The sequence below is a fragment of the Desmonostoc vinosum genome (assembly GCF_059505385.1).
In genome coordinates this window covers 1-13,562 of sequence record NZ_JCACKM010000063.1, presented here as the reverse complement: position 1 = coordinate 13,562, position 13,562 = coordinate 1, and the positions used below count along the sequence as shown (strand labels likewise).

Sequence of the window (13,562 nt, the reverse complement as noted above, 5' to 3'; positions counted from 1 at the left end):
AAATACTAGATAAAGCTCTAGCTATTTTTATCGGTGAATACCCGCAACAAACACATAATTACTATGAAAAAATACTAATGGCTTTTAGATGAGATTTGAATTTCTTAATGGCTCTATCGTACTTGTTATGCTAAATAAATACTCTGTTAAAAGAGAACAGGGAACGGGGAAAAGAGGCAATCTGAAAAAAGAACATAAAAAAACAAACATGTTTTTCTTTGCCTAGCAAGCTTTATAAGCTTTTTTAGTCCAAACTTTAGCATAATAGTACTGAAGAACCTTCTTAATTACGAATTACGAATTACGAATTACGAATTTATATAGATGGTGTTGCCGTGATTGGAATTGTGATTGTTTCTCACAGCAAACAACTAGCTTTAGGAGTACGGGAACTAGCCGCGCAGATGGTTCAGGGTAAAGTTCCCCTCGCTGTTGCAGCTGGTATTGAAGATGCAGAGAATCCACTGGGTACAGATTCTATTCAGATTTATGAAGCGATCGCTTCTGTATTTACCGAAGATGGTGTATTAGTTTTAATGGATTTAGGTAGTGCTTTGCTCAGTGCAGAAATGGCTTTAGAGTTTCTCTTGGAAGCACAGCAGCAAAAAGTATACTTATGTGAAGCACCCCTAGTAGAAGGTGCTGTTGCCGCCGCTGTTGCCGCCGCTGTTGGTGGTGACATTCAGCAAGTCATTGCCGAAGCCAGAGGTGCATTAGCAGCAAAAGCCAGTCAATTAGGTATAGTCATTAGTCCGTTATCAGTTGAGAGTAACTCAGCCACAACCAATTTAGAATCGCCTACCAAAGAAATTCGGCTCATCGTCAGTAATCGTTTAGGATTACACGCTCGTCCTGCTGCTCAATTTGTCGCTACTGCCGCTCGATTTTCAGCCCAAATTCAGGTGCAGAATTTAACTAGAAATACTAAGTTTGTTCGAGGTGACAGTATCAACCAAGTCGCAACTTTAGGGGTACGTCAAGGACATGAACTGGTAATTACTGCCACTGGTGCTGATGCAGACATAGCACTCGCGACATTACAAGGCTTATTCGCTAACAACTTTGGTGAAGATAATACCGCTTTTGCACCGACAACGACATCTCACCCAGCAGTTACCCCGACTACCCCAGGCGAGCTTTCAGGAATTGCAGCATCTCCAGGAGTGGCGATCGCTCCTGTTGTTCATTATCAACCCACCCCAATTGCAATTACGCAATATCACGTAGATGACGCTGAGGCAGAGTGGCAACGTTTACAATCAGTAATTCACATTGCCAAACAGCAAATTCAAGCATTATTCGCCCAAGCATCAATGCAAATTGGGGATGCTGAAGCTGCGATCTTTGATGCTCATTTATTATTTTTAGAAGATCCAGTATTACTAGAAGCGGCTCACCAACGTATTGTGGAGCATCACCTCAATGCGGAAGCCGCTTGGCAAGCCGTAGTCAATGAAGTCGCAAACTCCTACTATACCCTAGAGGATGCTTATCTCCAAGAGCGAGTTGACGATGTTATGGACGTAGGCAAAAGGGTACTGCGATTACTAGTTGGTAACGCGCCTCCAGACTTAAATCTTGGTGAACCTGCAATTATTGTCGCCTCTGATTTAACCCCCTCAGACACCGCCGGACTAGATCCCACAAAAGTCTTAGGGATTTGTACTACTTCTGGTAGTGCAACCTCCCACAGCGCCATTATTGCCCGGACATTGGGTATTCCCGCTGTCTTGGGAATAGAGAAAGGAGTGTTGTACCTGGAAGATGGTACAATCATGGCCCTCGATGGCGAGAGTGGTAAAGCATGGGTAAAACCACAACCAGATACTCTCGGTGTACTAGAAGCCAAGCGAGAAGCATGGCACACTGCTCAGCAGCAAGCACGAGCCACAGCGCACCAGCCAGCAATTACCCGTGATGGTCGGCGCTTTTGTATCCTTGCTAATATTGGTAGCATTGCTGATGCTCAAGCAGCTGTGGCTAATGGTGCAGAAGGTGTAGGACTGCTTCGTACCGAGTTTTTATATCTTAACCGCACAAGTGCGCCCCAAGAAGCAGAACAACTGTCAGTTTATCAGGCGATCGCCCAAGTTCTCAACTCGCAACCGTTAATTATTCGTACCCTAGATGTCGGTGGTGATAAGCCACTGCCTTACTTGCAACCAACAACCCCAGAAGCCAACCCTTTCTTAGGCTGCCGAGGAATTCGTTTGTGTTTGGATCAACCGGATTTATTCAAAACACAATTGCGGGCAATTTTACGCGCTAGTGTAGGGCACCAAATTAAAATTATGCTGCCCATGATTGCTACTGTCATGGAGGTGCGTGCAGCTAAAGCAATCTTGGCAGAAGTACAAGTAGAACTTCAGCAAGCTAATATCCCCTTCGATAGTGCGATCGCATTGGGCGTTATGATCGAAATTCCCTCAGCAGTGGCGATCGCCGATCAGTTAGCCGCTGAAGTAGACTTTTTTAGTATTGGTACCAACGATCTGAGCCAATATATCATGGCGGGCGATCGCACCAACCCCAAAGTGGCAAATTTGGCGGATGCACTACACCCAGCAGTATTGCGAATGATCCAGCAAACTGTGCAAGCTGCTCATGCAGCTGGTATTTGGGTAGGGTTATGTGGTGAACTAGCAGCAGATCCTTTAGCAGCACCAATTTTAATCGGTTTGGGATTAGATGAATTAAGCGTCAATCCTCAAGCCATACCTGCAATCAAACAAGCAATCGCTCAATTAACCGTACTTGAGGCAGAAGCGATCGCAGCATCAGCATTGCAACAAGATTCCGCAGCTGATGTCAGACAGTTACTTATTCAACAGTAAGACATATGCGTGTAAAGATAATATTTCGTGCATATAGGCTGGTTAAACAACTATCTGCCAAATTTTGATAGTTTTATCAGAACTACCACTAATTAACAACTTACCATCAGAGCTAAGGGCAAGAGAATTCACTGGCCCTAAATGTCCGCTGAGAGTTTGCAACAATTTGCCTGTGGAAACACACCAAATTTTGATAGTTTTATCGACACTGCCACTAAACAGGGTTTGTCCATCCTGACTGACAGCTAAACATTTCACTGCCTCAGTATGCTCAGTCAATGTATGTAAAACTTTTCCTGTAATCAAGTGCCAAATTTTAATAGTTTTGTCAGCACCACCACTTAAAAGTAGTTGTCCATCAGGACTAATAGCGATCGCCTTGACATCACCTTCATGATTACTAAGTGTTCGTAATGGATCACCTGTACGAGGATTCCATAATCTAATTTTATTATCAGAACTACCACTAACAAGCATCTGCCCATCAGCACTGATAGCAATAGCATGAACAGCGGATGAATGCCACAGCGTACAAATGCGATCGCCTTTATGCAAATTCCAAATTTTGATTTTATTACTCCCACTGGCGAGAATCTGCCCATCAGGACTGATTACCACTACATTGACTGGTTTTTGATGCCCTAAAAGGGTGTGGATGAGTTTACCTGTTTTCAAGTGCCAAACTCTAACATTACTTCTGGGATGTTCGCAACTACCAACCGCAAGCAAATTTCCATCGGGACTGATAGCCACGGATGAAACTTCACCGCAATCATCGAGAGTCCGAGTCAGTTTACCAGTTTGAAAATTCCGCATCCTAATGGTTCTATCTGCACATCCACTCACCAAAATTTCCATATCAGGACTAATGGCGACAGCCGTCACTTTGCAAGGATGTGCAATTTGAGTGTAGCTGAGAGTGGCAGGTTTTAGGGTGAGTTTGTGTTTGAGATTGGCGATCGCATCTAAAATTTTCTCAAGTTGGTTTACACTCTGACTCTCACCGATTGTCGTGAAATATTGCTTTAACTTTTGGATATATTCTTCATCTTCTATCCTGACAGTTGATGACATTGCCTCTAAGGGGTTAAAAAATTGCTGTGGCGAAACTTCACGCAATTCTAACCATGTAGCTATGGAGTAATCGATTTGTTCTTGTGCTAAAGAGCGATCGGGTAAATGGGATAAACTTTGAGCTAATTGTAAAGCCAACTCTGGAACCCAATAACGTCGCTCTTGTTCTAAAGCTTGGTAAACTTGTTTGTAGCCTGTGGTAATTGCTTGCAATGATTGCCAATCGAGAACATCTTTGAGTAAATCCGGCAATAACTCTGGCAGTAATGGTGGTACATCATAGTGGATTAAGTGATAGACATCTGCCACCCAAGCAGCAACCAGAATATGACAGGTAATCAATACCTGGCAAAGTTGTTCAAAATCTTGATAATTAACTTGATATTGCAAGTCTAACTTACTAACATCGATTCCTTTAGCTTGCCATTTTTCTGCCTTTTCCAAAATTGCTAAATTCCAGACATTATCTTTACCAAGTTGATTAACTTCGGCTAAATTTTCTCCTAATGCTAACAATTTATTTCTAGTTTTCTGCCATTCTAAAGCACGGCTTTTTGCTGATTGTTGGAGAATTTCTTGATAAGATAATCTGGCAATTGTTTTGTAATAATAACTTGCTTGTCTTAGTCCCCAGTAAGCAATACGAAAATTTAGGTAATCTCCCTCAGTTTCTGATTCTAGAATTAAAATAGGCTCGGTTTTCAATACACCAAACAAAGCCTTAATACTAGATTCACTATGAAATCGTTTACTATCCCACGCTCCGGCTAAAAATTCTATTGGTCTAATAGGATTTTGCAGATAATAGTGCTTATTTATAAACTTGCGTAACCCTTCAGCTAATATTAGCTCAATTTCTGGAATATCATCGTTTTTTTCATCAAATTGGTCAAACTTTACTTGCGGGGGAGCTAGAAAGATTTTGAGGGGTGCATGACTATCGCTAGTATGAGAATCTAAAATTTGTGAAGGATATAATCTTAGGGGCCAGCTATCAAGAATTTTATTGATTTCTGGTAATTTGATAGCTGTTTGTCTCTCTTGATTAACTATTTGTAATTGTGTTTCCCGATGATAAACTGCTAACTGTTTTTGCAAAAGTTTTTCTTGTTCTACCCCCGTGGTATAATTATCTGTCCGGGTTGAGATATTGACAGCTTGAAAGACTTCTTGAATGACTTGTGGTAGCTGGTGGGTGGTTTTATTTAAACCTTCCTCTGTTCTTTTTTGGACTAGGGCTACAATTACAGGTGCAAACTCTAGTATCAGTTGAATTAACAATCTTAAACCTGGCTCCATAAGGAGAATCCTGTTAAATAATTCGTAATTCGTAATTAAATAAATCACATTAACAGTATGTTGCAAAAATTCCGTAATCAGCTATTATGCATTTAAATTGCAAATTCACTGGTTGTCATTAGTATTTACAAACATAGTTCGTCTCTTACTATAGCAGTCGAAGCATAGTTTAGGACATTAACTAAACATAAAGCCAAAAGACCAACAGACTTTCAACTCTATTCCCTGTTTCCTGTTTACTAATATTATTGAAATGCAAACAGACGCAGAGTGTTAGAGAATTTGTGATAAAAATTTACGGGTTCGTTCTTCTTTGGGGTTGCTGAAAAAGGTATTAGGGGTTGCTGACTCAACCAGAGAACCATCATCCATTAAAATTACTCGATCAGCGACTTCACGAGCGAATCCGACTTCATGGGTAACTACCACCATTGTCATCCCATCACGGGCGAGACTTCGCATTACATCTAAAACTTCTCTTACCATCTCTGGATCTAAAGCTGAGGTGGGTTCATCAAACAGCATAATCTTAGGTTGCATAGCCAAAGCACGAGCGATCGCTACCCTTTGCTGCTGTCCCCCAGACAACTGTCCTGGATATTTATGTGCTTGTTCTAAAATTCCTACTCTTTCTAACAGTTTTTTGCCCATTTCTTCAGCTTCTAATTTCTTCAACCGACGTACCCAAATTGGTGCCAAGGTAATATTTTGCAGCACTGTTAGATGAGGAAATAAATTAAACTGCTGAAACACCATTCCTACTTCCCGTCGAATTGCTTCAATATTTCGCAAGTCATGGCTGAGGGTAATTCCATCAATAATAATTTTGCCTTTTTGATATGCTTCTAAAGCATTAAATGTCCGGATAAAAGTTGATTTACCTGAACCTGAAGGCCCCATTAAAACTACTACCTCCCCACGATTTACTGTTAAACTTACACCTCTTAGAGCATGGAATTTGCCATACCACTTTTGCACATCTTCAGCGATAATTATCGGCGTTGATTCTGTTGTCATTAATTTTTACCTCTAAGCTACATCTGTACCGAAGTAACTGGGAACCTCGAAGGTATTCGCCAAATTTCCTGCTGTCTTTCCAACATAATAGAAGCCTCATCTAGCCATCGCGCAGCTACTGGCTTAACTGTCTTTCTAATCGCCGAGAAGCCAAGGACATTGAATAACAAAACACCCAATAAATCAAGCCAACAAATAGATAAACTTCTGCATAACGCCCAATAAATTGCGGCTGTGCCAATATCGAACGAGCAATGCCAGTTAGTTCTACTAATCCCACTAGAGATAAGAGGGAAGTGTCTTTAAATAAACCAATAAACTGACCAACAATTGCAGGAATAACAGCACGTAATGCTTGAGGCAATACAATAAATAAAACTACCAAAGGTGTATTTAATCCTAACGCTTTAGCGGCTTCAAATTGTCCACGCGGGATTGCTTGCAGTCCGCCACGCACGTTTTCCGCCATATAAGCTGCACTAAACATCACCAGTCCCGCGATCGCTCGCACTACCCGATCTAATCGTAAATCTGTTGGTAAAAATAATGGCAGCATTACCTGAGCCAAAAATAAAATCCCAATCAGCGGCACTCCTCTAATTATTTCAATATACAGAATAGAAAACCAACGTATTACTGGTAGATTATTTGTACGTCCTAAAGCTAGTAATACACCAAGAGGAAAAGAAAGCACAATGCTAATAGCTGCCATCAATAAAGTAAGTAGCAACCCATTCCACAAATTTGTAGATACTGACTGTAAGCCAAATCCACCACCGATCAGCCATAAAATTAATGGGAAAGATAACAACCATACCAAAGAAAGCCAGGGAGAAATTAATTGGGCGAACTTGACTCCAAACCAATAACCTGCAAATAGCAAACTAGCAATTAAGAGTAACCAAAGCCGAGATATTAAATCCAACGGCAAAATAATCAACAGCAAAGCAGCAATAAAAGCAACGAGAGCAATTTTCCACTTTGTTAACTGTTGCTTACCAAAAAATAAACCTAAAGTAATAGCACTTAAAGTAGAAGCGATCGCTAATACAATCCAGACTCGCCAATATAAAGTCTGAGGAAACCTACCCACTAAAAATAAACGTAAATTAACCTGAACTACTGCCCATTGCGCTTGAGTAATTGCCCAAATTAAAACTCCCCGCACTACCCAAAACAGCATAATTAAGCAAACAACAGTTAACAAGCTGTTATACCAAGTACTGAACAAATTTTTACGCAACCACAATAATTTAGGATTAGTCATTTGTTATTGTTCATTGGTTATTTGTCTCTATTGGTTAAAGCGCAAGTTTAGACTTCTTGCTTCCCAATTCTCCATTCCCTATCTCTGTTATCTCTCTTGAATTTGCACGGTGCGGTTTAATAAATTCATCACTACAGATATAGTCAAACTGAGAATAAGATAAGTGAGTATAATCAGTAGCATAACTTCTACAGCTCTACCTGTTTGATTAAAGGTCGTGGAAGCAACAAAATAAATATCAGGGTAGCCGATCGCGATCGCTAAGCTGGAATTTTTAGTCAAGTTAAGATACTGGCTTGTCAGTGGTGGGATAATCACCCGCAAGGCTTGAGGAAAAACCACCAGTCGCATTACTAACCCTGGTTTTAATCCTAGCGATCGTGCTGCTTCCCATTGTCCCTTGGGTACTGATTGAATTCCGCCTCTGACAATTTCTGCAATGAATGCCCCAGTATAAAAAATTAACCCCAGTAGCAAAGCTGAAAACTCTGGTGACAAAGTAAACCAAGGAATTTCTATGCCATTCTGACTAAATCCAACCAATCCCCAAACAGAGATTTTGTTTTCAGTCTTAGGAAAACCAAGGAAAACAGCAAAATACCAAAACAGCAATTGCAGCAGTAAAGGCGTATTACGGAAAATCTCCACATAAATTAGAGTAATATTCCTTACTAACCAATTATCGGAAAGTCGAGCAATACCAGCACTCACTCCGACAATAGTTGTAAGGAAAATTCCCGTCACCGCCACCCGCAAAGAGTTAATTAGTCCCACCCATAAAGCGCGAATGTAGGTATCAGTGGGTTTATAAGTAATTAGCGTTTCGCCAATATCAAAAGATGCTTGCTGCTTGAGAAAATCAAATCCAAACTGAATGCCCAATTGCTGTAAATTGCGCTTCAGGTTGCCCCACAGTATTATCACTACAACAGTTGCTAAAAATACTGCAATAAATTGCCCAGCAATCTGCCAAAATCGGTAATCACGACATATGGGTGGTTTGTCATTTGTCATTTGTCATTTGTCATTGGGAGTGGGGAATGGGGAATTGGAGACTGAGGAATGGGGAATGGAGAATTGGGAATTGGGAAGAGGACGCGAAGACGCGGAGAAATTTTCTCCCTCATCTCCCTCATCTCCCTCATCTTCACCAGTCCCTAGCCCCTAATTCCTTCTACCGAAACGGTGGAGAATAGAGTAATCCACCTTTCGTCCAGAGTTGATTTTGCTCGCGGGGAAGATTGAGTTTTGTTTTGGGGCCGAGATTGCGATCGTAAATTTCGGCGTAGTTACCGACGTGCTTGACGATTCTGGCTGCAAAGTCTTTTGTTAAACCCATTCCCTCGCCGAGGTTGCCTTCTGTTCCTAAGAAGCGTTTAATATCTGGGTCGTTACTGGTGGCGAATTGACCGACATTTTGGGAATTAATGCCCAACTCTTCGGCTTTAACTAGAGAATAAACCACCCATTTGACAGTATCACCCCACCTAGTATCTCCCTTAGCAACAGCTGGTGCTAAGGGTTCGGAAGAAATTACTTCATTGAGAATCACGTTATCATCAGGTTTCGGTAAAATCGAACGCCGAGAAACTAATGCTGAACGGTCAGCTGTTATGCCGTCACAACGTCCTTCGGCATAGGTGGCGAAAGTAATATTAACGTCTTCAAAGACAACGGGTTTGTAAGTAATGCCCCGTTTCCGCATTTGATCAGTTAAGTTCTGTTCAGTAGTGGTACCAGTTTGTACACAGATGGCTTTGCCTTTCAGGTCTGCTAGTGACTTAATACCGCTATTTTTGCGAACCATAATAGCTTGACCATCGTAAAAAATCACGGGTGCAAAGTCCATGCCTTGCGAGGTGTCACGTCCCAGTGTCCAAGTAGTATTACGGCTAAGGATATCTACTTCTCCAGTTTGTAAAGCTGTAAACCGTTCTTTAGAATTGAGATTGCGGAATTCTACAGCATCTGGATTATCAAACAAAGCTGCTGCTACGGCGCGGCAAACATCCACATCGATACCACTGTATTTGCCATCAGACCCCACAAAGCTAAATCCTGGTACTTCGCCGCTGACACCACAAATTAACTGACCACGGTTTTTAACCGTATTCCAACGATTTTGAGTTGCTTGTGTTGCTGGATTGCTATCTGTGTTGGCTGTTTGTTCCGACTCTCCACCACAGGCGGTGATGGTAAATATTAAGGGTGCGATCGCTAGCATTAAAGCTGTTTTACCCATAAACTTTAAGGATACTCAACAATAAAAATGTATTGATTACTACAATGCTTCAGTAAAGATTATCATATAAAACTTTATCAGTCTCTGTACTGTATTCATCTCCAACACAGCAGTATTGAGGTTTTTACTGCTTATCTCAAAAACTTTGATGATAGAAGTCAATATTCTCTCATTTGTTTTTATGCTTATTTGAAGTTCCAGTGAAATTTTATTTTAAAATAATTTTTATCTGCTCAAAATTATCAAAAATTAAATAGAAAATATCTACCTTACTTCGCCATTCAAATTAATAACTAAACAAACAAGTAAGCTAAAAAACATCTAAATTACATAATCAAATTAAATAAAACTCTTGTGGGGTGGGCATCTTGCCCGCCCTAATTATGCAAGTTATATGTGGAACAGCTTATGACTAATATAATAATTTCTTTCTCATTCCCAATTCCCCATTCCCCATCAACAGAAGTAGCCGCACCAACTTAAGCAGTTGCCCTAGCAGGTTAAACTAGGTCTGATGACAGCTGCTCCACCGTTACTTATGAGGCTTTTATGGGAGCTAATCTGCAACAGATTGCCAATTACCTAGACAATCTAGGTTGGGACTACCGTTTTGATGATGAAGAAGACCGCATTATAACAGGTGTGGAAGCTGATAACATAGAAGACTTCCTAATAGTTGTTCAGCTCGATGAAGAGGGAAAATTTTTCCGGGTATTTGCACCTCAAGTTCTGGTAGGAGTTCAAGACCATCCTCACAAAGGAGCTATCCTACAGACAATGCTGGCTATCTCTTGGGAAACCAAAATGCTGCAATGGGAATATGATCCCTCAGATGGTGAAATCCGCGCCATTATTGAGTTTCCTTTAGAAGACTCGATTCTCACAGAAAGGCAATTTCACCGTTGCTTGAGCGGGTTAATTCAGATTGTTGATAACATAGCACTACCTCGCTTGAAACAGGTAATGGAAACTGGTCAAGACCCTGGTAACATGGAACTAGGGGAAAGATTGTTACTTAGTATTCAAGAAGAAGCTCCAGGATTACTGGAATTGCTGGAAAAAGCAATGGAAGCGCGAAAAAAACGGGGAAGTTTTCCTAGTGATTGAGGCAAATCGTCACTGAAATAGCTATACTCCAAAGTGATACCCTCACTATATAATGAATTTTTCTGGGGCTGGATTTTATGACATCCTATGCAACCTCCTCTGCCAAAGCAGAAATGAGTGAACTCCGGCGGTTGAAAAGCTTACTACCGCCAGAATTGCAGAGCTGGGTCACGGTTGAAGGTACAACTGAGGTCAATCCACCCCTGATCCGCTGCGAAGAAATTGGTAAAGACCAGGTAGAAATTCAAATTGACCTGGTGAAATGGGACGCCCTCGCAATGGATCAGCGTAATCTACTGTTCTGGCACGAAGTTGCTCGTGTTCAAAATGACACAATTCCCAAAGATGGTTGGGAAATGGCAGCATTAGCGATCGGTTTAGGTGGTGCTGTAGGTGAATTGTGGGTGCAAGATGGATTACTGCTGGTGTTAGCTTTGGCGTTATGTGGCGTTTCAGGCTGGCGACTGTACCAAAAGAATAACGGGGACAAGCAACTCAAAGAATTGGCCGATGCTGACGAGAAAGCGATCGCTTTAGCAACTCGCTTTGGTTATAGCCTCCCCAATGCCTATAAGAGTCTAGGTAGCGCCCTAAAAACTCTAATTGACACCACTCCCAGTAAACGCCAACGCTCTAGATACGAAGCCCGACTCTCCGCCCTCAAACGTAGTGCTAACAAGGCAAAAGCCAAATCCAGAACCACAGATGAAGGCGAACTGTAGTAGATAAAAGGGAGTAGGGAGTAGGGAGTAGGGAGTAGGGAGAGAAAGATAATTACAATTCCCCAGTCCCCAGTCCCCAGTCCCCAGTCCCCAGTCCCCAGTCCCTATTCCCCCTTCCCTAACCGTTTCAACCAAAAAGTACTCAAGCCTAGCAATATAACTCCAGCGGTTGCTGTTGGTTCTGGCACTTTTGCAGGTGGTACAAATCCCTTCAAATCCTCACTGCTAGCCTTCAAAGCATAAAGATAGGTGGGAATTAAAGCTTGTCCTGCTGGACAACCGCTATCAATGGCTACTTGAGTACCATCTGTACAAACATCAAATTGCTCATCATCATCATTCTGAGTGACGCTGAAGTCGTTGTCAGTACCTACTAAAATTGCATAGGAACCATCAGCAAGTTGGGGCCCGATCGCTAAACCTTCCAATTTCTCTGGAATAATTAGTTCATTTGCCTTTAGCAACTCAGCGACATCAATAAATGGTGACGTGGATTTATTTACGGGTATGACGCCAGTAGGTAGTGTATTTAAACCTGCCAAGCTAACACCCTTCACATCAGTTGCACCTGTGAGGCTAATTTTGTAGACACGTTTGCTACCTACAGGAATTTCACCTGTAGCATCTTCTACACCAACACCCCGATTGTCTCGCTCTAATACTAAAAATTCTTTATCATTCAACGCCGTAATCGCACTAATACCAATATTCCGTCCTTGGGAATTTGCGCCAAAAGTATCTTCAGAAACACGGCTATTAATACTTTCCAGGCTTTCTAACTGATAGATATACTGAGCTGTACTCTCACCTGTTTTCGTATCATATTCCACCAACCTTAAATTAGAACTTCGCCGCCCATCTGGTGAACCTTCGTTAACTAAAGGGTCTTGCAGCAGTCCATAGAGTTTGCTACCATCTGGACTGAGAGTTACACCTTCAAAACCTCGGTTATCTTGCCGACCACTAGTAATTATTGGACGACCATCTACATAGTTGAGGTCGCTACCAGCTTTGGGAATTAGGTTTTCAGGGGTGTTAAACGCTCTGAGAAATGAGCCAGTTGGGCTAAATTCGTACACAGACGGCCCATATTCATCAGAAACGTAGAAATTGCCGTTAGGGGCGATCGCAAAACCCTCTGGGTCAAAGCTCAACCCCAGAACTCCTGCATTACCATTGAGTTTACTGGGGTTTAATCCGTTGAAGTTTTTACCATCTTGAGTAAAAAGAATCGTATCCAAAAGTTTGAAGCCACTAATCGCGCCTGTGTTGGAGTTAACATCCAGTGAGAACTTTTGTACTCGCGTATTGTAGGAAATAACACCACCACCAGGGCCACGATCAGTCAAACCATAGTAGACGTTATTGTAGCGATCGTAATAGAGATCCGAGAAAAAACCACCTAAGCGGTTATTATTAGCACTGTTACCACCCAATGAGTATAAATCTGTGCTTTCACCAGGGATAGTAATAGAGCTAGTCAAAGAGATCGCGTTAGCAGATGCTGCAAATCCCGTAATACTAACTATGCTAGTTACTAGTGAAAAGCTCAATAGAGAAGTCCAATGCTTTGCTGAAATCATAGATTTATTGCCAAAAAATACGTATTTTTCTCAGCTTTAGACTTCTAGATTAAGAAAAGATTAAAAGAACTTAATGTTATTCTTATAACTTTTATTTTTCATATAATTCGGTTTTTACTTAATAGCATCTTCATCCAACCTTCACAAAACAGTTCTGAGTGCTGTTAGCGGTAGCGGGGCGTTTAGCCCGTGCTGAGTGAGTAGTTTTGTTTGTTATACCAATTCTCTAAAATTCGTCTACACATTCAAACTCCGAAACCCATACTAAATAAGAGTTTCTTAATTACGAACTACGCGCTTCGCAGCGGTAGCGAGTCCTCGATAGCGTTAGCGTTAGCGAAGCGATAGCGAGGTACGAGCGTCAGCGATAGCGTAGCGTAAAGCCTGCGGCATAGCTTCGCTTAGAGCGAGTCATCG

At 41.6% G+C, this 13,562-nt stretch carries 9 protein-coding genes; 3 read left to right on the top strand and 6 right to left on the bottom strand.

The genetic code is table 11. The features are described from left to right. Positions 1-335: 335 nt before the first annotated feature. Positions 336-2,834 (top strand): phosphoenolpyruvate--protein phosphotransferase, encoded by a 2,499-nt coding sequence (gene ptsP / locus AC5JMF_RS11120; RefSeq protein WP_495795771.1) that lies wholly within the window; start codon positions 336-338, stop codon positions 2,832-2,834. 42 nt (positions 2,835-2,876) lie between these two features. On the opposite strand, the gene AC5JMF_RS11115 is transcribed toward ptsP, so the two are convergent. The 5 genes from AC5JMF_RS11115 to AC5JMF_RS11095 all read right to left on the bottom strand — a co-directional run bounded on the left by AC5JMF_RS11115 (position 2,877) and on the right by AC5JMF_RS11095 (position 9,733). Then, positions 2,877-5,207, bottom strand: coding sequence for a WD40 repeat domain-containing protein (locus AC5JMF_RS11115; RefSeq protein ID WP_495795770.1), 2,331 nt, complete (start codon positions 5,205-5,207; stop codon positions 2,877-2,879). Positions 5,208-5,480: 273 nt separating this feature from the next. Continuing rightward, positions 5,481-6,224 (bottom strand): amino acid ABC transporter ATP-binding protein, encoded by a 744-nt coding sequence (locus AC5JMF_RS11110; RefSeq protein WP_495795769.1) that lies wholly within the window; start codon positions 6,222-6,224, stop codon positions 5,481-5,483. A gap of 115 nt (positions 6,225-6,339) precedes the next feature. Beyond that, positions 6,340-7,491 carry an amino acid ABC transporter permease gene (locus AC5JMF_RS11105; RefSeq protein WP_495795768.1) on the bottom strand — a complete coding sequence of 384 codons (1,152 nt, stop codon included), beginning with the start codon at positions 7,489-7,491 and terminating at the stop codon, positions 6,340-6,342. Positions 7,492-7,578: 87 nt separating this feature from the next. Then, a complete protein-coding gene (locus AC5JMF_RS11100; protein WP_495795767.1) occupies positions 7,579-8,505 on the bottom strand; it encodes an amino acid ABC transporter permease in 927 nt (308 codons plus the stop codon). Between the two features lie 160 nt (positions 8,506-8,665). Then, positions 8,666-9,733 carry an amino acid ABC transporter substrate-binding protein gene (locus AC5JMF_RS11095; protein WP_495795766.1) on the bottom strand — a complete coding sequence of 356 codons (1,068 nt, stop codon included), beginning with the start codon at positions 9,731-9,733 and terminating at the stop codon, positions 8,666-8,668. A gap of 549 nt (positions 9,734-10,282) precedes the next feature. Here AC5JMF_RS11095 and AC5JMF_RS11090 point away from each other — a divergent pair. Both AC5JMF_RS11090 and AC5JMF_RS11085 read left to right on the top strand, forming a co-directional pair. Next, positions 10,283-10,840, top strand: coding sequence for a hypothetical protein (locus tag AC5JMF_RS11090; RefSeq protein WP_495795765.1), 558 nt, complete (start codon positions 10,283-10,285; stop codon positions 10,838-10,840). A 77-nt stretch (positions 10,841-10,917) separates the two neighbouring features. Continuing rightward, positions 10,918-11,562 carry a DUF3318 domain-containing protein gene (locus AC5JMF_RS11085; RefSeq protein ID WP_495795764.1) on the top strand — a complete coding sequence of 215 codons (645 nt, stop codon included), beginning with the start codon at positions 10,918-10,920 and terminating at the stop codon, positions 11,560-11,562. Between the two features lie 104 nt (positions 11,563-11,666). On the opposite strand, the gene AC5JMF_RS11080 is transcribed toward AC5JMF_RS11085, so the two are convergent. Further along, the gene (locus tag AC5JMF_RS11080; protein ID WP_495795763.1) at positions 11,667-13,145 is read right to left on the bottom strand and encodes an esterase-like activity of phytase family protein; all 1,479 of its coding nucleotides are present in this window, start codon (positions 13,143-13,145) and stop codon (positions 11,667-11,669) included. Between the last annotated feature and the right edge of the window lie 417 nt (positions 13,146-13,562).